This window comes from Pasteurella skyensis (genome assembly GCF_013377295.1).
In the GTDB taxonomy this organism is placed as follows: Bacteria; Pseudomonadota; Gammaproteobacteria; order Enterobacterales; family Pasteurellaceae; genus Phocoenobacter; species Phocoenobacter skyensis.
The window spans coordinates 861,117-882,581 of record NZ_CP016180.1; the positions used below are offsets into that span (position 1 = coordinate 861,117).

At 31.7% G+C, this 21,465-nt stretch carries 28 protein-coding genes; 20 read left to right on the plus strand and 8 right to left on the minus strand.

Going from position 1 to position 21,465, the window contains the following annotated elements:
• The first annotated feature begins 66 nt into the window (after positions 1–66).
• On the plus strand, positions 67–1,485 hold the full coding sequence (gene pdxR, locus A6B44_RS04060) for a MocR-like pyridoxine biosynthesis transcription factor PdxR (RefSeq protein ID WP_090922598.1): 1,419 nt from the start codon (positions 67–69) through the stop codon (positions 1,483–1,485).
• A gap of 96 nt (positions 1,486–1,581) precedes the next feature.
• Here pdxR and A6B44_RS04065 read toward each other — a convergent pair whose 3' ends face one another.
• From A6B44_RS04065 to A6B44_RS04090, 6 genes are all read right to left on the minus strand, one after another.
• Positions 1,582–1,977 carry a hypothetical protein gene (locus tag A6B44_RS04065; protein ID WP_090922600.1) on the minus strand — a complete coding sequence of 132 codons (396 nt, stop codon included), beginning with the start codon at positions 1,975–1,977 and terminating at the stop codon, positions 1,582–1,584.
• A 123-nt stretch (positions 1,978–2,100) separates the two neighbouring features.
• Positions 2,101–2,418: a barstar family protein gene (locus A6B44_RS04070; RefSeq protein ID WP_090922602.1), complete on the minus strand. Its 318-nt coding sequence runs from the start codon at positions 2,416–2,418 to the stop codon at positions 2,101–2,103.
• Positions 2,419–2,521: 103 nt separating this feature from the next.
• Positions 2,522–3,010, minus strand: a complete 489-nt coding sequence (locus tag A6B44_RS04075) for an SMI1/KNR4 family protein (RefSeq protein ID WP_090922604.1) — start codon at positions 3,008–3,010, stop codon at positions 2,522–2,524.
• A gap of 95 nt (positions 3,011–3,105) precedes the next feature.
• Positions 3,106–3,927 carry a BRO-N domain-containing protein gene (locus tag A6B44_RS04080; RefSeq protein ID WP_090922605.1) on the minus strand — a complete coding sequence of 274 codons (822 nt, stop codon included), beginning with the start codon at positions 3,925–3,927 and terminating at the stop codon, positions 3,106–3,108.
• 385 nt (positions 3,928–4,312) lie between these two features.
• The gene (locus A6B44_RS04085; RefSeq protein WP_090922607.1) at positions 4,313–5,098 is read right to left on the minus strand and encodes a hypothetical protein; all 786 of its coding nucleotides are present in this window, start codon (positions 5,096–5,098) and stop codon (positions 4,313–4,315) included.
• A 12-nt stretch (positions 5,099–5,110) separates the two neighbouring features.
• The gene (locus tag A6B44_RS04090; protein WP_090922609.1) at positions 5,111–5,473 is read right to left on the minus strand and encodes a hypothetical protein; all 363 of its coding nucleotides are present in this window, start codon (positions 5,471–5,473) and stop codon (positions 5,111–5,113) included.
• 262 nt (positions 5,474–5,735) lie between these two features.
• On the opposite strand from A6B44_RS04090, the gene serC reads away from it, so the two are divergent.
• On the plus strand, positions 5,736–6,818 hold the full coding sequence (serC, locus tag A6B44_RS04095) for a 3-phosphoserine/phosphohydroxythreonine transaminase (RefSeq protein ID WP_090922610.1): 1,083 nt from the start codon (positions 5,736–5,738) through the stop codon (positions 6,816–6,818).
• An 88-nt stretch (positions 6,819–6,906) separates the two neighbouring features.
• Positions 6,907–7,845, plus strand: a complete 939-nt coding sequence (locus A6B44_RS04100; RefSeq protein WP_090922611.1) for an NAD(P)-dependent alcohol dehydrogenase — start codon at positions 6,907–6,909, stop codon at positions 7,843–7,845.
• 309 nt (positions 7,846–8,154) lie between these two features.
• Here the strand turns inward: A6B44_RS04100 and A6B44_RS10825 are convergent, their stop codons facing one another.
• Complete coding sequence (locus tag A6B44_RS10825) at positions 8,155–8,487, minus strand: 2OG-Fe(II) oxygenase family protein (protein WP_218061391.1); 333 nt, start codon at positions 8,485–8,487, stop codon at positions 8,155–8,157.
• Positions 8,444–8,938: a hypothetical protein gene (locus tag A6B44_RS10830; RefSeq protein ID WP_218061392.1), complete on the minus strand. Its 495-nt coding sequence runs from the start codon at positions 8,936–8,938 to the stop codon at positions 8,444–8,446. Before A6B44_RS10830 ends, A6B44_RS10825 begins: the two co-directional genes overlap by 44 nt.
• A gap of 235 nt (positions 8,939–9,173) precedes the next feature.
• Here A6B44_RS10830 and A6B44_RS04110 point away from each other — a divergent pair, with 235 nt between their 5' ends.
• From A6B44_RS04110 to A6B44_RS04190, 17 genes are all read left to right on the plus strand, one after another.
• The gene (locus A6B44_RS04110) at positions 9,174–9,644 is read left to right on the plus strand and encodes a hypothetical protein (RefSeq protein WP_176673461.1); all 471 of its coding nucleotides are present in this window, start codon (positions 9,174–9,176) and stop codon (positions 9,642–9,644) included.
• Positions 9,645–9,664: 20 nt separating this feature from the next.
• Positions 9,665–10,285, plus strand: coding sequence for a hypothetical protein (locus A6B44_RS04115; protein WP_090922616.1), 621 nt, complete (start codon positions 9,665–9,667; stop codon positions 10,283–10,285).
• 2 nt (positions 10,286–10,287) lie between these two features.
• Positions 10,288–10,950 (plus strand): hypothetical protein, encoded by a 663-nt coding sequence (locus A6B44_RS04120; RefSeq protein WP_090922618.1) that lies wholly within the window; start codon positions 10,288–10,290, stop codon positions 10,948–10,950.
• A 20-nt stretch (positions 10,951–10,970) separates the two neighbouring features.
• Positions 10,971–11,930 carry a WG repeat-containing protein gene (locus A6B44_RS04125; RefSeq protein WP_090922619.1) on the plus strand — a complete coding sequence of 320 codons (960 nt, stop codon included), beginning with the start codon at positions 10,971–10,973 and terminating at the stop codon, positions 11,928–11,930.
• Positions 11,931–12,013: 83 nt separating this feature from the next.
• A complete protein-coding gene (locus tag A6B44_RS04130) occupies positions 12,014–12,976 on the plus strand; it encodes a WG repeat-containing protein (RefSeq protein WP_090922624.1) in 963 nt (320 codons plus the stop codon).
• A 164-nt stretch (positions 12,977–13,140) separates the two neighbouring features.
• On the plus strand, positions 13,141–14,346 hold the full coding sequence (locus A6B44_RS04135; RefSeq protein WP_090922626.1) for an ATP-binding protein: 1,206 nt from the start codon (positions 13,141–13,143) through the stop codon (positions 14,344–14,346).
• A 320-nt stretch (positions 14,347–14,666) separates the two neighbouring features.
• Positions 14,667–14,996: a hypothetical protein gene (locus A6B44_RS04140; RefSeq protein WP_090922630.1), complete on the plus strand. Its 330-nt coding sequence runs from the start codon at positions 14,667–14,669 to the stop codon at positions 14,994–14,996.
• Between the two features lie 357 nt (positions 14,997–15,353).
• The gene (locus tag A6B44_RS04145) at positions 15,354–15,683 is read left to right on the plus strand and encodes a hypothetical protein (RefSeq protein ID WP_090922632.1); all 330 of its coding nucleotides are present in this window, start codon (positions 15,354–15,356) and stop codon (positions 15,681–15,683) included.
• Positions 15,684–15,799: 116 nt separating this feature from the next.
• The gene (locus A6B44_RS04150) at positions 15,800–16,438 is read left to right on the plus strand and encodes a hypothetical protein (RefSeq protein WP_090922634.1); all 639 of its coding nucleotides are present in this window, start codon (positions 15,800–15,802) and stop codon (positions 16,436–16,438) included.
• Positions 16,439–16,484: 46 nt separating this feature from the next.
• Positions 16,485–16,913 (plus strand): hypothetical protein, encoded by a 429-nt coding sequence (locus A6B44_RS04155; RefSeq protein WP_090922636.1) that lies wholly within the window; start codon positions 16,485–16,487, stop codon positions 16,911–16,913.
• 46 nt (positions 16,914–16,959) lie between these two features.
• Entirely contained in the window at positions 16,960–17,523 is a 564-nt protein-coding gene (locus A6B44_RS04160) for a hypothetical protein (RefSeq protein ID WP_143054831.1), read from the plus strand.
• Between the two features lie 12 nt (positions 17,524–17,535).
• Positions 17,536–18,066, plus strand: coding sequence for a DUF6714 family protein (locus tag A6B44_RS04165; RefSeq protein WP_090922640.1), 531 nt, complete (start codon positions 17,536–17,538; stop codon positions 18,064–18,066).
• A complete protein-coding gene (gene cobB / locus A6B44_RS04170) occupies positions 18,063–18,767 on the plus strand; it encodes a Sir2 family NAD+-dependent deacetylase (protein ID WP_090922642.1) in 705 nt (234 codons plus the stop codon). The genes A6B44_RS04165 and cobB overlap by 4 nt, the downstream gene beginning before the upstream one ends.
• A 109-nt stretch (positions 18,768–18,876) precedes the next feature.
• The gene (locus A6B44_RS04175; RefSeq protein ID WP_090922644.1) at positions 18,877–19,581 is read left to right on the plus strand and encodes an AzlC family ABC transporter permease; all 705 of its coding nucleotides are present in this window, start codon (positions 18,877–18,879) and stop codon (positions 19,579–19,581) included.
• Positions 19,578–19,913, plus strand: a complete 336-nt coding sequence (locus A6B44_RS04180) for an AzlD domain-containing protein (protein WP_090922645.1) — start codon at positions 19,578–19,580, stop codon at positions 19,911–19,913. Before A6B44_RS04175 ends, A6B44_RS04180 begins: the two co-directional genes overlap by 4 nt.
• Positions 19,914–20,090: 177 nt before the next feature.
• Positions 20,091–20,795 carry an AzlC family ABC transporter permease gene (locus tag A6B44_RS04185; RefSeq protein ID WP_090922647.1) on the plus strand — a complete coding sequence of 235 codons (705 nt, stop codon included), beginning with the start codon at positions 20,091–20,093 and terminating at the stop codon, positions 20,793–20,795.
• Positions 20,792–21,127: an AzlD domain-containing protein gene (locus A6B44_RS04190; protein ID WP_090922649.1), complete on the plus strand. Its 336-nt coding sequence runs from the start codon at positions 20,792–20,794 to the stop codon at positions 21,125–21,127. Before A6B44_RS04185 ends, A6B44_RS04190 begins: the two co-directional genes overlap by 4 nt.
• Positions 21,128–21,465: the final 338 nt, after the last annotated feature.

Consider the following 21,465-nt stretch of genomic DNA (forward strand, 5'->3'; position numbering starts at 1 on the left):
AACTTGTTAAAAGTGTCAGATTTGAATATAATTATAGGGTCAGATTGTGTTTTGAGGATAAAATTTATGCAACTTATCGCTTATACTATAAATAAATCAATTTCTGAACCCCTTTATATTCAATTAATTGAACAAATCAAACAGGCTATTCACGAACAACGTTTACAAAAAGGAGATAAATTACCCTCAAAGCGCCGTTTGTCACAACATTTACAGATTAGCCAAAATACCATTGAAACCGCCTATTCACAGCTGATGGCAGAAGGGTATATTGAAAGTGTGCCAAAAGTGGGTTTCTTTGTAAATGTACAGGCGGGAGATACGTTACTTGGCAAGCGGTCAGATCCAAATAAAAATTTGCAAAAAATGGATAACATCATACCGCTTAGAGGCAAAAAATACCGCTTTGATTTTAATATAAATCGCATTGATAGTCGTCATTTTCCCTTTGAAAAATGGAAAAAACTGAATAAACAGATTTTAAATAAAAGCCATTGTGATTTATTGCATTTAAGCGATCCTCAAGGGGACAAAATATTAAGAGAGCAATTGGCAAGCTACTTAAACGCTGCTCGTGGTGTACGTTGTGATGCTGAGCAAATTATTGTAACCTCAGGGGTTGAACAACTATTACAAATTTTAATGCTTTTGTTTGAAAAAAAACATCAACAAACCTTAATTTATGGTATCGAGGCTTTTGGTTATCGAGTAGTAGAAAATATTTTTAAACTGTATAAAAAGCGCTGGGTAAAGCTTCCTTTAGATCCTCAAAGCAAGCGGTTAGATGTAAACAATTTTTTGCAAAAAAAGATTGATATTGCTTACCTTACCCCTTCACATCAATATCCTTTTGGTGGTGTACTCGATATTGAACAGCGTCAACAGCTTTTAGAATGGGTCAAAGCAGAGTCAAGTCGTTATTTGATAGAAGATGACTACGATGGTGAATTTCGTTATCAAGGTAAGCCTATTCCTTCCTTACAAAGCTTAGATCAAGCAGATAAAGTGATCTATTTTGGTTCATTGTCTAAATTATTAATGCCCGCTATTCGTATCAGTTTTATGGTGTTGCCAAAATCTTTATTAAGTGATTATCAACCAATCAAACAGAGTTTTAACTGTTCTGTTTCACGTTTGGATCAGCAAATGGTATCACTCTTTATGCAACAAGGTTTTTTTGAACAACATATTAACCGAATACGAAAGCGTTACCGCAACAAAATGGAAAAACTTTGTCGTATTTTAGACTCATATCGCCACAAGATCCGTTATTATGGTGAAAGTTCAGGTTTTTATTTATTAATCGAATTAATAAAAGATACTCGATCATCAAAAGAATTGATAGAACTAGCTGAGCAGAATAAAATTAAAATTTACCCCATTGAATGGCAAAATCGACGATTATTTGTAATCGGTTTTGGGGATTTAACGGAAGAGGAGTTAGAAAAAGGAATGGTAATGTTATTAAATAGTTGGGAAATGTAAAAATAATTTATGATCGACTCCTGAATTTGCTAAAAGATTAGGAAAGTCCCGAGCAAAGAGCAGAGGACTATATTTACATTTTCTTTATTAATCATATTAATAGAAAGAAATATCACATTCATCTAAATCATAACTTTCATCCGTTAGCAAGACTAACTTATTATCTTGAATTTGTGCTAAATCTACATTTAATATTTCTGCCCCTTGAATAATTTGTTGTCTCCAACCCTCTAAATCACCTTTATAGGATAGACCTTCAAAAACTCTGCCATTTATTGTTGTGATTTTACAGTTTTGCGTAATAACCCCACCTGATTTACATAATGGTGGGTCAACAGCATCGGTTAATTTATCAAATAATTTTTTTTGAAATTTTCCCTCATTGTCTTCCACGTACCAAAACTCCCTGAAATCACATTTAATTTTACCAGGAATTTCATTCACATAAGTAAGAGGATCAAATCCCAAAATTTCTTCAAGCGTTTTTGTCATCATTTATTTCCTTTTTGTAAAGTTCAGGGTTTTGTTTTAATTACTTTTTTTATATAACATACTGATTTTTTGATGAAATTTGTAGAGGCGTAGCATGCTACGCCTCCACGCAAAATATTTAAGTTAAACCAAGATTAAATGTATTACTGGCATATTGCCTTTGCTAATATATCTTTTATTAACAGCTTTTATACTACGAAAAAAGGTATCAACAATTACTTCATTATGAAGCGGGAAATTCTTTATTTCTAGTTCTAATACTTCATCTATTCCTATTGTTACTTCTAACATACCATCTTGTGGATAACGTAAACTAGTTAGGCAATCAATTAGAGCATTGCCATTGTTTCCATAAAAGTCAGGAAAACCAAAACTATCTTTTAGTTGATTGTGCATTTCATCTAATGAATTTATATTTGTAAAATCTATGGTTAGTTGCATAAATATTTATTCTCTATCTATTATTTTTGTGAATAAATGTGTGCTTCATAAAAATAACAGAGGTTAATAAAGTTAGTAAAATTGATTGTCAGAATTATATTCTCTAAGCGGGTTGAAATTCAATCTTTTCAGATGGAAAGTCTTCGGGAAAGGCATCATAGCCAACTTCTTTACTCAGTAACAAATATAAAAAATCGACAAAATTATAGGGCGTATGTTGTGCTTCTGGAGAACGGCATTCTATGATAGAAACTGTCCAATCATTGATATTTTCAGCTGTTTTCCAAAGCAAGTAATCACCATTATCTGTTTGTCCAAAAGGATATAACCCATTCTTTTCAGGATATACATTAAAATTACAATAATCGGGTTGCTCAGTTTTGATAGACTGTAAATCATTGAGTATCAAATCTCGTTGAGTGAAGTCATTTTTAGAAGCATAATTAAAAATACTTAAGAAAAAATCAATTTGCCCAGAGCCATAAATAGAAATAAATTCAATATAATCGTTGGGTAAGTTTATATTTATATCCATCTTTATATTTTCAACAGGATTATTGAGAATAGGTAAGATTTTGATTAATTTATTCATAATTTATTTTCTTTTTAATATGCTTTAACAAGCCATAAATAGTTTTGATTATCTAAATTTGTAAAAAATTAAAAGTAGTAGGATCAACGTCTTTTTTATTCTTTAGTTTTATCTTTAATTTGTGATTGAGCATTTAAGGATGTAACAATTTTCTTTCCTGTTTTAGCTTCAATTTGTTTGCGAGTATTACCCGCAATTGTTCCACCTTGTTTGGCAATTGCTTTATTTTCATTGAAGTTATTCGGTTGTTTTTCCTTGCTAATTTCTGTTGTTGTCGCTTCAGCAAGCATATTAAGTACTAATTCCATATTAGTCATATTATCTCGTAAATTTTCTTTTTTAAGCCCTTTCAAATTTTTATAGCTTTTAACAGTATTTCCACTCCAAGCTTTGGTAATTTCATCGGTAAGAATAGCGTATTCAGTGCCTTTTTGTACACCTCTGTTTTCCCATTCATCGGTTAACTCTTTACGAATTTCAATACTTTTTAAACGCTGATTGATCCAACTTCTGCTATAACCTTTTTTAAGGTAGGTTTCCATTAAACGATCAATACCAATTTCAGGATCTTCGAGTTCTTCAATACGCTCATAACCCACTTTTGCTAACCATTGTTTAAAAGGTTCAGCTTTAGGAGAAGGGATAGATTGAATAAGTCGTAGTAATTGCTCGGTATTTGCTACGTCTGTAAGACGCATTTTTTTATCAGTAGAAAGCATTTTCAACTGTACGATATTTTCGTACACTTCACTTCCTTCCTTTTTGAGTTTAATTTTTAAATCACTCCAATATCTTCTAGGATTATCAGAACCAGTCAAAACTTCAATAACATCAATAATAGAAAAATACCATTTTTCTTCATCATTATTCCAATGGGTACGAACTTGTTTTTGTTCAAACAGTTTGATTTCTTTCATTTTATTCTCTTTTTTGAATTTGAAATAAGTGGTTATTTTTATAATAAAAATTTTGCAAAATATAATACGTAGCAATACTGTTTTTAATTACAGATGTATAAAAACACATTGTAACATGATTTTTATTTTTTACTGATATTTACTTTAATTTTGCGATCGAGATCACAGATTGGTTTTATGCAAAGGGAGTTGAATGAATATGGCAAATAGTGTTTACAATAAATAGATAGGAAACTCAAAAAGCCGTTGATTATCGCAGTCTAAGATGATGAAAATTGCTGAACTGGAATAATTTATTTCCTTTATCTCTTCCATGTTACACTTGAATATCTTCTACTTCGATAAGAGAATATCCTTTTTCTAACATTATTTTTCTTATTAAATTTTATACACTGGCAGAAATCAAAATTCTTTCTTTACTTAAAACCGCATTAATTCGCTTTAACTCTGATGCTTCAACAAGCCATAAATAGTTTTGATTATCCAAATTTGTGATTTTTCCATTTTTGTTATTGGATAAAATCCACGCTTTTAATGTGAGTTGAGAAAGAGGGAAATTCAGATGATTGTCGTTTAATATATTTATAGGATACACCATTCTCAATTGATTGAAATATAACGGCGTTTCATCAGTGCGAGAGGGGAGTTGATCGCACCATTCATAAGGCAGTTCGTTGTTATATAGGGTTTCAACACCTAGTCCTAAAGTGTAGCTAAAAGCCTCAAACATACTGCCATATAATTGGTAACCAATACCATATACAATATGGGTTTTAGCGGAAATAGTGGTTAAAAAATGAATTATCTTTTCACTTTCTAGGGTTGAAATATTATCAAGAAACTGAATTTCGATATAATTCATCTCTTCCCCAACTACGGATTGTTTGTCAAAAAACGCAAATCCCACATCCCATAATCTATCGGTTGAAGAATATAATAGTCTAAAATTATCAATCAGATTATTATCTATTTGATATTGCAACTCTTCTAAACTGGCTTCTATTTCAGACACTGTTTCCCCTTGGCTATCTGAAGAATGAGATTGCATATAAGAAATATGATTTGGAACGATATTGAATAGATTAAAAAAATGATGAGCAAACTGATAAATGGTTTTTATCGGAAGCGTATTTAAGTCATATAATGTAATGCCATTAATTTTTTGTTTCATCATTTTTCCTTTTTAGGCTAATTTTAAAAGAAAGTTATCTAAATTATCGCCTTCTAACTCAAAGCAGCCAAAGTCCATATCATAATAATAGATTAATCCGTAATTTTCTACACCATATCCGATACAAAAAACTTGATTCCCCCCCATTGCAACAAGAAAGGGTAACAGGTTGTCTATTTCCATATAAGGCGCAAAATTAGTTAATACTGCTTCATATTCATCATCAGGAATTACTTCTGAAATTACAATTTTATCTTCTGGAATTTCTGTGTTTAAGTTTTTATAACAAGAAGTTAGCAATACTTTATTTTCAAGTAATACAGTATTATTTATTTTATCTTTTAGTAAGAGGGTAATTTTTTGGTAGTTGTCCATTGTGAACTCTTTTTTCATTTTTAGTTTTGATATTACACTATATTATCATCGTATCCCTATAAAACAAGCGGGTACATTAATTCAAAAATTTGCAAATTAAATCTCCAGTGTAAATTGATTGATAAATCAATAGTTAAAAGTGTCTGGCTTTCTTGATTGAAAACGAATGAAACACAAAAAGGCATTGATTATCCCAGTCTAAGATGATAAAAATAGACTATCTTTTATAACAAAACATTTATAGAAAATAAAGAGAGCAAATATGACACAAGTTTATAATTTTAGTGCAGGTCCTGCAATGATCCCTCAAGCGGTTTTACAACAAGCACAGCAAGAGTTGATGAATTGGAATAATTTAGGGGGTTCGGTAATGGAAGTGAGCCATCGAGGGAAACCTTTTATTGAGTTGGCAGAGCAGTCTGATAAAGATTTAAGAGCCTTATATGGTATTCCTGATAATTACTCAATTCTTTTTTTACAAGGTGGTGCAAAAGGGCAGTTCTCGGCTATTCCGATGAATTTAACCAAGAAAGGTAAGGCGTTATATTTGACCAGTGGTCACTGGTCGAAAATGGCAGCAATAGAAGGGCGTAAATATACGCAAGTCACAGAGGTTGATATTTTAGACTCACAAAGTGAAAAAACAGCGGTAACAGAGTTAGATTTTGAAAATGTGGCAGAGCAGTATGACTATGTGCATTATTGCCCGAATGAAACTATCAGTGGTGTAGAAATTTTTGATGTACCAAAAGTAGGGAATGGCGTGTTAGTGGCAGATATGTCTTCTACTATTCTTTCTCGTCAAATTGATATTTCTAAATTTGGGGTGATTTATGCAGGGGCTCAAAAGAATTTGGGGCCATCTGGGATTACCATTGTGATTATTCGCAATGACTTAATTAGCACTGCAATGCCTAACACTCCACAAGTTTGGGATTATGCGGTTCAACAAAAAGCGGATTCAATGATTAATACACCACCGACTTTTGCGTGGTATCTCTGTTCATTAGTGTTTAAACATTTATTAGCCTTAGGTGGTGTAGCAGAAGTCGAAAAACAGAATATTGCTAAGGCTCAAAAGCTTTATGATTTTATTGATCAAAGCAAACTATTTTCAAATGTTGTTTCTCCTCAAAACCGCTCTAGAATGAACGTGACATTTGTCACGGGCAATCCTGAGTTAGACACAAAATTTGTGGCTGAAGCGTTGGAAAATAACTTACAAGCATTGAAAGGACATAAAGTACTGGGTGGAATGCGAGCCTCTATCTATAACGCAATGCCAATAGAAGGGATTGATGCGTTGATTGGCTTTATGAAAGAGTTTGAAGAGCGTTATGGTTAAAAATAGTATAGGTTAATTACTAGGATAGCCAAAACAAAATCAATATAGAAAAATACTGTTAGTATGTTATAAGTAATTTGAGGTGATTATGAAACGGGTTGAATATTTAAAATATGGAAATGCAGAAGAACTACAAGTAATGGATATTCCAAAACCGAAAATCAATGGAAAGAATAAATTACTTGTGAAAGTTCTCTATTCTTCATTAAATGCAATTGATTGGAAAAATCGAAAGGGGAAATTTCGTATCGTATCTGGACTAATAAAACCTAGAACAAAACAAGGATTTGATGTTGTTGGAATTGTTGTTGATAAATCTGAAAATGTAACGGAATTTAAAGTAAATGACAAAATTGTTGGACAATTAGCAAATAATGTTGGTGGAGCACTCAGTGAATATGTCATATTGACGACAAAGCAGGTGGTAAAAGCACCATTACAAGTGCCAGACGAACAATTGGGTGGATTATCAATGGCTGGGACAACAGCGTGGCAAGCATTTTTTGAAAATGCAAAGCTGAAAAAAGGTGATAAAGTCTTGATTAATGGTGGTAGTAGTGGAGTGGGACATATCGCAATACAAATTGCAAAAGCCTATGGAGCTGAGGTAACAACGGTATCAAGTGAAAAAAATATTGAATTATGCAAAAAGCTGGGGGCTGAAAAGGGAATTGACTATTCAAAAAAAGATTTTACTAAACTTAACGAGCAATTTGACATAGTATTCGATGTTATTTTCAATTCGTCTTTAAAAAAAGTGAAAGGAATTTTGAAACCCAATGGAATTTATATTGGAACAATACCAACGCCACGACTGCTCTTTGATATGATTTTTACAAAACAAGCAAAATTTGTTGCAGTCAGACCCAATAAAAAGGCATTAACCGACTTATTACGACTGATGGAAAAAGGATTGTTGTCTGTTAATATAGACAAAATTTATGAACTTGAAGATATTGTAGAAGCACATAAATATATGGAAAAATCAAAAACTAAGGGAAAAGTAATAATTAGAATAAGTAAATAAACAAAGCTGGAAATAATGTGTATAATTCATAGCAGGACTTGTGGTAAATTGAGCATTACAGCTCATATTTAGTGCCGCCAATCTACGAGACTATAAAAATAACTGTGTATCTGCTTTAATATACAAAAAACATAGCGGTAACATCAACCTAAAAATTTGCAAATTAGTCACACAGTGCTGTAAATAAATTGAGCATTTGATTTTATAACAATATTTAAAATCTGTGCGTTGTGGGTGGATATACGCAAACTGCGTTTGCTAATCACACCCCTACAAAATAACCATTACAAATCAATAAATTATTCAATCCTAACCTAAACGCCCATAAAAAGTCATTCTTGCTGATTCGGATAATGCGACATCTGGTGCATTATTATAAGCAAGTACCGATAGCATTCGAGTTTTATCGCCAACAGTAGGTATAACCCTATGTATTGAATTACGTCCACGAAATAGCACTAATGTGCCTGCTTCTGGTGAGATTGATTTTGCTGGAATTTTGCCATCCACAATTTTTTCTGCTAATTCAAAGCCCATTTCACCAGCATCTGCATCACGGACATCACGCACATACTCAAATTCGCCACCGCCTTTGGGTTTAGCAATTAGCAGGGTAATGGCTGGCAAAGGAGGAGTTATCAAAGTGCCAACCTAATCCTTGTCCATCACTGGCATAGTGTATATTAACGGAAGAGAGCGGATCGACATAAGGATATAACTGTTTTTCTCCTAGCACATAACATAAAAATGACTTAAATAACTCATTGTTATATAAAACTTTAAGCGGAGAGTTGTCTGAAATAAGATCATCTGTTATACAGCCTTTTTCTGTGCTAATAAGACGATTACGGATATGATCTTCAGAAAAATTATCATCACTAGGTACAAGATAAATATTATGTTTACTGGTAGTGTAAAATGCTAAATGTTGCTTTTCCTTTCCCTCTTGAGCAATCTCTTCGAGAGCCGTATTATTGATAAAATCAGGTAATACCACGATCCCGTTATCATCAAGGCTTTTTTTACACTCTTGTAAAAAAGCCTCATCATTTAAGGTATATTTTTTATTAACAATAGCTTGCAACCTTTTCATCATTATCACTCCTTTCACTTTACCTAGATGACCAAATTGGTATAACTTTCGAGCATAACGTAATCTTAACTAAATCACAACAAAATAAAATACCATAAAGATTAACAATTTGGTAAGATGAAAGCAGTTAAATTTACAACAATAATAGTTTAAAGATAAACCAGTAGAGTATTAAATGAATAAAATTTATAAAAATATCTCAATAGTTTTAACAATATTGACAGCAGTCTATATGATGTCGATGATCTTTTTAGGGATTTCATTAATTGGCTTTTGGACGGATATCATCTGTTTAATGCTTCTTGTTTATTTCACCTTTAAAGAACGCTACAAAATTGAAACAGGTGTTGTTAAAGGCATTGTCTGTTTTATTAACACCTTGTATTCGCTGATTATTTTAGTTTATTTTATCGGTGCGATAATGAGTACTTTTTATAGAAATGATAGTTTTTATTTTATAAAAGTAGATGACAGACTATTTAATGCCTACGTTTATCGTCCATTTGCTCTTCCTCCAAGCAGTGATGCATTGATTATTAGTGAAACCTCTCTTTTCTATCCTTTTTTGGAAAGAAGAAAATGGTATAACAGAAAATTTATTAATTTTGAAGTCATAGAAACAGATGGAACGGGAACAAAAGAGGAAAAATTAGATAATTTAAAACGATATATTCAATATAAGATTAAGAATGAAAATACAGATTAATTCTACAAAAGAGTAATAAAATGAAAAAACTACTCATATTATCCACCACATTATTGTTATCAGGCTGTCAATTACTATTCAATGGCAGTGAGGTACGCGACATTCCGACAAAACAATTTTCGTATCATAGCATTGCAGTGGATAAGGAAGACCCACGCTATTTTAGGCTTACTTTTTGGTCAGATCGTGATTTACGCCAGCCTTTGTATAAGGATATTCGTAATATGCAGTGTTATGTAAAAGACAAGCCTAAAATCACAAAGCGAGATTGGACACATTCCCAAGAGGCAATGTACGCCTTGACGGATAAAAATTCTGTAAAACCCTATAATAATGGATTTCTTTATACTACAAGTTTTACTTATAACGAGGAGTTTATAATTCAGAGCAAAGAAGAAGAGGAGAAATTTATAGATGCTTGTGGTTGTTCTACCTATGAAGATCACTCATTACACGCCCAACATATACAAGAAAAAATTATCAAGCAATTACAACCTGCTGATAAGCAATTAACCTGTTCATTTATGCACGTGCCATTTTTCTCAATGTTTATTTATATTTCATCGCCAATGATTATCCCCAAAGATGATTTATTGCGAGTATTTGAGGAACAAAAACAATTGCACAGAGTAACGGAGTAATAATGATAAAAAAATTTAAATTTAGCATAATTGGTTTAATGGTAGTTGCTTTTACTTTTTTGGCAATTTTTTATTTTCCTGAGGGAATTTTAAATATCAAACTTATTCCTGTTGAAATAAAAAATCAATTCTTCATCAAGTATTATACGGTTTTATATGGATATTATGTTTTGCTACTTGCTCTTATGAGCGTTTTATTTGGAATTTTATTTTTAGTTTTGATGTTTTTTAGAAATATTTGCAAGTGGCTTTTGGTCGTTTTTCTTATCTTACATATAGCTTTATTTTCACTCCAACTAACAAGTCCTTATCTGAGCAAAGAGTATTTAGATGGCAAGGTGTTTCGTTATACTGATGTTTTGGGAGAAAATCCTTCTCCAGATATGAAAAACTTTTCTATAAAACGAGTTTTTTATGTTAGATTTAGTAAAGGATTTGCTTACTTTTATGAACAATCAAGCGAAGAATATTTTGCTAAAAAATCCCATAAAAAGAATTTAAAATTTAAAGCAAAATACACTGTTGAAATCAAAGATAATGAGCAGTTTATTCATTTTGGCAATAAAGTATTAAAAGTAGCAAACCCAGAAAAGCTTTATTATCCAAATATAAAACCTAGTTTATTATTTTCTTCGTATGAGTTAATTAGTGAAAATAAAGAGTAAACCTAAAAGAGAGTAGGACAATGATTAAAAAACTAATAACATTTATCCTAATATGCTGTTCATTTTCAGCATTTGTTCAAAATGAAGATAAACTATTTTATTTTACTCAAAATAACCAAGAAAATATTGGTGTAAAAGATCAAAATGGCAATATTATTATTCCAGCAGAGCTTGTTAATTATAGACATAGTGAGGATGGGGACATTGTTGAAGATACCTTATTATCCTTTGTAGGCTGCCCTAAAAATATTAAACAAGAACCACATACTTTTGGTTGTGTGTTTAATCGTAAAGGAGAGTATTTATACCAAACATTTTGGTACGATAATGGAGCAGATTATCGAGTTGAGGGCTATCAACGTATTGTTAAAAATGGCAAAATTGGTTTTGCAAATAGAGAAGGGAAAATTGTTATTCAACCTCAGTTTGATTTTTCCTCACCCTTTAATTATGGTTATGCCAGTGTTTGTGATGGCTGTTATTGGAAAAAAGCAGGAGAAGATCATAAAACAGTCGTGGGCGGGAAATGGGGCTTTATTAATAAAAAAGGGGAAAAGGTTGCTCCCTTATCTAAACCAATTCAAGAGAAAGATGTAAAAATTCACGAAAATTATTACCCTTATCCTTTTAATTATTCAGAAAAAGAGCAGAAAATACTTAACGTCTTTCAACAAAAAATGAAACTATTGGCTGATATTTACTACGTTAATGTGTCTTCATTAGCGAAACCAAAGATTTTACATTTTGAAATTGTTGAACGACCGAGTAAACATTTTCCTTTTTATCTTGTGTATAGTTACGATAACCGCAAAATCCCTACTGATGGTGAGTTTTTAGTTTCACAAGATGGTAAATCATTTTTTGCTGTTGCATACAGCGGTAAGAAAATACCTTTTACAGAATGGTTACAAAACCAAATTCAAGCAGCAAGAGAATATCAACAAAAGCATAGCGATAACCCAAATAAATTTATTGAATGATTTAAGCGGGTAGATGAAGAGGAAAATTTGCAAATTTTTTAAAGTAGGTATATTAAAAAGATGATTAATAAAGGAACACTAAAATGATAAAAAAGCTGATTACATTTATTCTAATTGTTTTCTCATTTTCAGTATTTGCACAAAATGAAGAAATGCTATTTTATTTTACAAAAAATGCAGGGGAAGATATTGGCGTAAAAGATAACAATGGCAAGATTATCATTCCTGCAAAATTTTGGAATTATAGCGGCATTGAAGACGGTAGCGTGGTTGAGGATAATTTATTATCTTTTTTAGGTTGCCCTAAAAATATTAAACCAGAGAAGCAGACTTTTGGCTGTGTTTTTGACCGCAAGGGTAAGTACTTATACCAAACATTTTTATACGATAACGGGCCTGATTTCCGTGAAGAAGGCTATCAACGCACTGTCAGAAATAACAAAGTTGGCTACGCCAATAGAGAAGGAGAGATTGTCATTCAACCGCAATTTGATTTTGCTTCATCATTTAATTATGGCTATGCCAGAGTGTGTAATGGTTGTTATTGGGAAAACATAGATGATAAAAAGCACAAAAGAATTGTCGGTGGAAACTGGTGGACTATTAATAAACAAGGCGAAAAAGTTGCTCCTTTATCCAAACAAACGCAAGCGAAAGATGTAAAAATCAATGATAAATATTATCCGTATCCGTTTAGTTATTCCGAAAAAGAGCAGAAAATCCTAGCGTTCTTTCAGCAAAAAATGAAAATCTTGGCAGATATTCACTACGTCAATGTCTATCCTCTGGCTAACCCCAAAGTGCTATACTTTGAAATTGTTGAACGTCCGAGTGAGCATTTTCCTTTTTATTTTGTGCATAGCTACGATAAGCGAAAAATACTCGCTGATAAGTTTTTAGTCTCACAAGACGGAAAATCATTTTTTCATCTCTACTATGAGGGTGGCGAGAAAACGCCTTTTGCAGAGTGGTTACAAGGAAAAATTCAATGGGCAAGAGAGTATCAGCAGAAAAATAGTGATAATCCAAATAAATTTATTGAATAAGAGAGTAGATGATAAAAAATATAAAATGGCAGAAGTAGTCTATTTTTACGGGCATTTTGAAAATAAAAACACAGGATATGGTTATTTTTGTCATTCTTATTGACTAAAATTTATCGTTGTGCTACTTTTCGTCAATAATGAGAATTTAAAGGGATTACATCACGATGATTAATAGAGACGTATATTTACAAAAGATAAGAAAAATCAAAGATCAGCATATTATCAAGGTTATTACTGGCATTCGTCGAAGTGGTAAATCTACCCTTCTAGAAATATTTAAGAATGAGCTTCTTGAAGCATCTGTACCGAGTGAAAATATTATTTTTATAAATTTTGAAGAACGAGAAAATATTAGCTATTCTTCGTGGACAGTATTGTACGATGAAATCATTTCCAAAATGGATAATACGGCAATGTATTATATTTTCCTTGATGAAGTACAGTTAATTGATGATTTTGAAAAACTCGTTAATAGTTTATTTACCAAAAAAAATGTTGATTTATATGTGACAGGCTCAAATGCTTATTTACTCTCTAGTGAGTTGGCAACACTGTTAACAGGAAGATATATCGCTATCAATATTCAACCGTATTCGTTCAAAGAGTATATGCTCTCACATACTGATGAAGCAAATAAAGACCGTCTTTTTCATCAATATCTCAATGACAGCTGTTTTCCAGAAGCCGTTAATCTCTCAAAAGTCAGTGAAGAATTAGTTAATGATTATTTACAGTCTATTTATGATACGGTTATTATTAAGGATATTGCTCAACGTCATAAATTAAGAAATATAAACAATCTTCACCGTATTGTGAGTTTTTTATTTGATTCCATCGGGTCATATATTTCTGCCACCAATATTGCTACACAGCTCAATAAAAATTCTCAAAAAAGCATTTCTCATAATACTATTTTGAAATATTTAGACTTTTTAACACAATCGTATATTTTGTACAAAGTGCCACGCTATGATTTAAAGGGTAAAGAATTACTGAGTACCCACGAAAAATATTATGTAGTGGATTTAGGGCTGAGAAATATCACAACGACCAACCACCAACACACCGATTTAGGTCATAAGCTAGAAAATGTCATTTATTTTGAACTGTTGCGACGTGGAGGAAAAGTATATGTGGGTAAGCATAAAAATAACGAGATTGATTTTGTCGTGCAGAAACCAAATAATCAACGAGAGTATTATCAAGTAGCCTACACTGTTAATAGTGAAAAAACATTTAACCGAGAAATGTCGGTATTTAATACGCTCAAAGACCATTATCCAAAATACCTTTTAACACTTGATTATGGAAATGAAACGATTAACGGGGTGAAAAAATTAAATGTTGTGGATTGGCTACTGGCTGATTAGACTAAATAGAAACACTCTTCTGTTTTTTACAAAAAAATACAGCTATTGGAAATTTATATATTAGATGGGATTAAAATGAAGAAATACTTTGCAATTATTATGTTAATGGCATAAATATATCGACAGATACGGAGGGGAGTTTTCAATATATCCAATGCCACTTGAAATACGCAAAAATGTAATAGAATATTGTTATTTTGAAGCTGGTACTGCACGATTTATGCATAGTGTTAAATTTGATAATTTGAAAAATAATCAAATGATAAGCGGACTTAAATTATTTAAAGAAGAATATAACAAACTAATAGAGATATACTCTAATGAAAATAAATGAATTTAATAAACGAGTTAAATTAAATAATGGAATTGATAGGTTTATAAATGGTTGGAAAATAATTGATGTCCATTTGATACCTGAAAAATTTGAGGTTTATCATGAAATTGATTTTTATTGTTGCTATAACGAAAAAGTCTATTTATTAAGAATTAGGAAAAGAAATCAAAAAAAATTAAGTATTGTAGATGACAAAAATTTAGAACATCCGATATATTTAATTGCCGAATATAATTTTGAAAAATTTGATAATCAAATTTTAGCTGAAATATTGGTAGAATTTGAAAAAGAGATTGATAATAAAAGCTACCACTAGCACAGTGTATAAATAATAACAACTCAGCCACTTAAATCAGAGTTCGTACATTTTCTCGCTGATAATTTTGTGGATTTTTTAAGATTATTGTCTATTGGATATGATGAAATTGGATTTGCTGATATGACCAAAACTGTTGAGGATTGGAATTTATAAATTGGCAATGATAAAGAAGCAGGCATTAATACTAAATTTATTGATTGGGTTGAGAAAGAATTCAAGGTAAAAGTACCTAAAACTGGAAATGAAATCGCTGATTTTGATAATACGGAATTTGACGATTGGATTGAAAAACAGATAGAAAAATATTCATAATCAATCGGCTAAGTGTATAAGAAATAAAGAGAATTAGTTTTAATGAGCAGAGTAATCAAAAGAAAAATCAAAGTATTAGATAATGTTTATATTTGGACGTTAAAAAGACATTCTATTTATATTAAAAATGTATATATAAAAGTATTTAAGGAGAATTACCCAAATAGTATTTTATATATTGATCCTTACAGTTGGCATTTTGAAATTAGACCTAAAACAATTATGAATGCTATTATTTATGGTTTAGACAATGGTTGGCAACCTGAAATAAATAATTGTAGTTTATTTATCGGAATAAATGAGAATGGTTTTGTGAAATTAAAAGAGAATTCTTTTTATTTTGATGAAGGAAATCGAATTAATGAGGAATAAACTTAATTTAAAAAAGAAAAGTGTCATTAAAGCGGTATGATTTTAGATAAAATTTACAAAATTCCATAAAATATTTTAACGGTAAGTAAATATAAAGAAACAAAAGGACAATCAATATGAAAAGTAAGCTTATCACTCAATTAGAAAATGTATTACCAAAGGATATGCAAATACCTGAAGAATTAAGATTACTTTATAAATGGATTGAGGAAAATAATTTTTATATTGATGATGAAAATGGTAAAAGAGTTGGTTTACTTTATTCTCCCCAAAGTGAACCTAAAGGGACTATTATTCAATTTACTTGTGATGAAAAAGATACTTGGTATTGGTTTGATGACAATCAAGATCTGGAATTTAAAGAGCGATTTTGTTGTTTTGCTACCAGTACAGATGGTTCGATGTGTGGTTTATGGAAATCAGATACTGATGAAATCAAGATAGTTCATATAGGCTCAGGTTCAGGCTCTACATTACTTTGTGTTTTGGCAAATAATATGCTGGATTTTATGAGGTTTTTAGCAATTGGATATACAGAGATCTGTTGGGAAGAGAAATTCAGCTTTTCACCTTATGAAGAAGATCCAAATTTAGAAAGAAATACATATTTTGAGAATTGGGTCACAAAGACGTTTAATATTGAAATACCACAAATAGCAACGGAAATCATTAAATATCCATCAACGATGGAGGATGATTACTCAAAGGATGAGTTTTTTAATTGGTGCAAGAGTAAATTTAGATTTTTAGAATAAAATTATGTATTGCAGGAATACTCCGTTAATAAGAGGTACGATAAAAATGAAAAAATACACACTCCCCATTATCTTATATATTGCATTAGGCTTAGTACTGTCTAATCTCTTTGGTTTTTCTTATCAATCTATCGGTGATGAATGGTTGCCGACCTATTGGGCTAATCCTATTGTTTACAAAAAACAGGGTGTGACATCTCTTGAAAATTATTATAGTGTTTACGGTGTAATCGTAAATGTACTTATCTGGAGTGTGATTTTATTTTTTATTGATAAAGTAGTTAAACAAGTTAAATATCCCTCAATATTTTATAAAATAGGGGTTATCTTCCTGTTAGTTCTTGCTTCTGTTTTTATTTTAGTAAATGGTTGTTTTGTGGGCGATGGTTTTAGTACAGAGCAAAATTATTGGCATTGGAATATTGATCAAGAAGCTAAAGATTGGGGTGGGGAGTATGGTGTATTTTTTAGATGATTTTTAAATATCTTTATGAGAGAGTATTTAAAAAACAAATAGCGGTATGATGTTAATAAAAATTTGCAAAAATAAAAGGATAAATATGACAAAAAATAGCGTATTAATAATAGTGTTCTTTAGTCTATTTATGAGCAATATATATGCTTCTCATTATAAATTAAGCAAAAATGAAAAGCGTGATGGCTACGATTTTTTTGAATTTCAGCATTATCCAGATAAGGGAAAGAGTTTTAAAGATGTTTTTGATTCTTCTAAAGCAACTCAAAAAGCAGTTTATTTACGAATGCTTGGTGAGTTTTCCCCGAAAACAAATAAAGAATTATTTTCTTATTATGAAAAGCATATTCCTCAAGCGGTAATGAAAAAAGCGTTAAAATCTTCTGGTAATATGCATAATCCTGCAATACAACCTTTAAATAATATGTTTGATAAAGCCTTTAAAACCACCTCTTTTTTTAAAGAAATCATCTCGATAATGGAAAAGCATTGTTATAAATTAAAAAAAATTGAGCGAGAAAAATTTAATATCAATACAAAAACTTTACGGATTTTGCAACCAGATATTTGGCTTTACTTTGATAAGCTAAGTAAATGTAATCAAAAATAAATGGAAATAAAAATGACTCAATTTGATCTAATTCAAGAAATTAAAACAGCTTTTAAAGGAGTAACCTTAGAAGATGGAATTGGTCTTTGTGAGGGTAATGGTATTGATGATTATGCCTCTAAAGAGCAATTGTTAGAATTAAGAAAACAAGATGAAAAAGAAAATTGGGAAAATGTACCTTTTGACGATATTTGTGGTAAATATGAGAGTGCGTTTGTCTATTTAGATGCAAAAGGTATGCGATTTTATTTACCTCAATATTTGATCGCGGATATTTTGTGGGAAGAGTTGCAAGATAAGGGCATTAATATGTCCTTTGAACCCAATTGGTTATTAGAGCGTGTAGAAGACGGACAATTCGAACTCCTTAATTACGCTCAAATACAGGCTATTATTCATTATTTAGAATACAATATACAACTTGAAATTGAAGAAAATAAAAAATATGGGGTTGCGGACGAGTATAATCAAACACTTTATACAAATTCACCAGTATTACAAAAATGGAAACAGTTATTAAGCGATAAAAGAGAGAAAAAATGAAAGTCGTCGTATTAACAGGTGCTGGAATTTCAGCGGAATCAGGTATTCAAACCTTTAGAGCCAGTGATGGGTTGTGGGAAAATCATCGTATAGATGATGTGGCAACCCCTGAGGGATTTTGGCGTGATCCTGAATTGGTGCAACAGTTTTATAATCAGCGTCGTGAGAAATTATTTGATCCTCAAATTCAACCTAATGCAGCCCATTTTGCACTGGCTAAATTGGAGCAGAGATTAGGTAAAGACTTTTTATTGGTGACTCAAAATGTGGATAATTTACACGAACGAGCTGGCTCAAAAAACTTAATTCATATGCACGGTGAGTTGTTAAAAGTGCGCTGTGTTAAATCGGGAAAAGTATACCACTGGGAAAAGGCGATTACTTCTGACGATAAGTGCAGTTGTTGTAATACGCCACAAGTTTTACGCCCTCATATTGTGTGGTTTGGTGAAATGCCGTTAGAAATGGAGCGAATTTATAAAAGGTTGCAAGAGTGTGATTATTTTATTGCGATAGGGACGTCGGGTAATGTTTATCCTGCGGCAGGTTTTGTACAAGAAGCAAATTATGCAAGAGCAAATACGGTGGAGTTAAATTTAGAACCAAGTAAAACCCATTCTGTTTTTAAACAAGGTTATTATGGATTAGCGAGCCAAATTGTACCTGAGTTTGTTGATAAATTATTATTAAAAGCAATTTAAGCGGTGACATTGTCACTAAAATTTGCAAAAATGGAGTAAACAACGAGTTAGTATATAAAAATATTAAAATAACTCGTCATTATAATAAGTAAAAACAGGGAGTGATGGAATGGTTGATAACACACAGCAAGGATTCCTCTCTAAAGGTCTTTCTGCCATTATAGGTATATCGCCTTTAGCTATCTCTGCCGTCCCTTGGGGGGTTTTGTGCGGTACTTTATCGATACAGGCAGGGTTAACCAGTATGCAAGCGCAAATAATGTCATTAGTGGTTTTTTCAGGTACAATTCAACTATCTGGTATTGCCATTTTTGCAACAGGTGGAAGTTGGCTGGGTTTAGTGAATAATACCGTAATGATTGGCGCACGTTACTCTCTCTATGCTGCTACTTATCAAAGAGAGCTGTCTAAATTATCCTTTATAAAACGAGCTGCTTTTGCATTTCTATTAATTGATGAACTGTTTGTTATTGCTCAAAATCGTCAATTTAAAACAGGTTATTTTGATTATTGGTATGTGGTGATTGGCGGTTTTTTCTTTTATATTTTATGGAATATAGCAACCTTTACAGGCATCTATTTTGCACAGGTTGTGCAAGATATTGATAAACTTGGTTTGGATTTTACTATTGTGGCGACTTTTGTGGCAATGATGGTGCCGATGATTAGAAGTAAAGCGATTTTAATTGCGGCCTTAACCAGCGGTATTTGTATCTTAACACTCAGTTATTTTGCTGTTGAACAAGGTTTAGTGATTTCTACCTTAATTGGAATGATCGTGGGTTATACGTTAGATAGAAGGGGAGTGCAATGATTTCATCATCTTATTTTACTGTTGCAATTTTATTAATGGCAATCATTACATTCTCAATTCGTTATCTATTTTTTACACGAACCTTTAAAATAAACTTGAGTAATAAAGTGAGGTCGATATTGCTGTTTACTGCACCCTGTGTTTTAACCGCAATGTTTACCCCTGTACTTTTTCAGGATCTGATCGCCACCAAACAAGTAACCGCACTTTTTAGTAGCAGCTACTTCTGGGCAGGTCTCTGTGCGATTCTCTTCAGTCTGTTTATTCGACATACTTTTTTGGTAATTATTTTAAGTATGGCAGTGTTTTATGGATTGAGAATTGTTCTATAATTGAATCTTCTATTTATTAAGTACTGTTTTCAGTAAATTATAGCGGTGACATTAACATCAAAATTTACCAATAATAAATGTAAAAAAGTTGTATGAATTTTGTATGATAGTTTGCAAAATATTATAAAATATTATAAGACACCTTTTTGCACAAAATATTAGGGAACACATAGCGTAATGATAAATAAGCAATCATTTTTATTTAAAGGGATATCAGCTACTTTAGCCAGTTTACCTCTAGCGATTTCTTGCATACCTTGGGGTGTTTTATGCGGCACACTTTCCATACAAGCAGGATTAAGCAATATACAAGCTCAAATGATGTCATTATGTATTTTTGCAGGCGCGGCACAGCTATCAGGTATTGCTATTTTAGGGGCGGGCGGAAGTTGGTTAGCATTAATTAATAGCACAGTAATGATTGGCTCTCGCCACCTTTTATATTCGGCTACTTATCATAGCGAGATCGTGAAACTTCCTTTGATTAAACGGATCTTTTTTGCTTTTTTATTAACCGATGAAATGTTTGTTATTGCACAAGCAGAGCAGTTTAAAAAAGGGTATTTTGATTATTGGTATGCCGTTATTGCAGGATTTTCATTTTATATTATATGGAATATTGCCACCTTTTCAGGTATCTATTTTGCTCAATTATTACAAAATATCGACCAACTGGGTTTAGATTTCGCAATTGCCGCCACCTTTCTTGCAATGGTGATTCCAATGATTAAGAGCAAAACAGTTTTAATTGCCGTTAGCACAAGCAGTATCAGTATATTTGCCTTTCATTATTTTGATTTTGCCGTTGAACAAGGGCTAGTGATTTCCGCTTTAACAGGGATGATTGTGGGTTATATATTAGACAGAAAGGAGGCGGAATGATCTCTTCATCATATTTCACCGTTGCGATTTTATTAATGGCGATTATCACATTTTCAATACGCTACTTATTTTTTACACGAACCTTTAAAATAAACTTAAGTAATAAAGTGAGATCAATACTACTATTTACCGCCCCTTGTGTTTTAACCGCAATGTTTACCCCTGTACTTTTTCAAGATTTGATCGCCACCAAACAAGTCACCGCACTTTTTAGCAGCAGCTACTTCTGGGCTGGTATCTGTGCGATTCTCTTTAGCCTGTTTATTCGACATACCTTTGCCGTAATTATTTTAAGTATGGCTGTATTTTACGGATTAAGAACTTTTTTATAATCATAGGATAGCGGATACATTAAAGCAAAAATTTGCAAATTTACCCAAAATACCAATATAAAATATCTATATTTATCACATTAAATTCACTCCAAGCCATCTACACGATGATTAACATAATAATGCTAAGTATTTGTTTGTAACTTGTGTTTCTAAGCCATCTACACGATGGTTAACTAGAAATTTTATTCATAAATCTCTGATTTTGCAATACCTGAAATGAAAAATTAGAAAAATACCCTTTTTTTGAGTGTGTTTGTAAATTATTGATAATAAAAGGGTTTTAAAATAGCTAAAAATAAAGGGTATTTTTAGTTATTCCATAGGGGAGTAAAGAA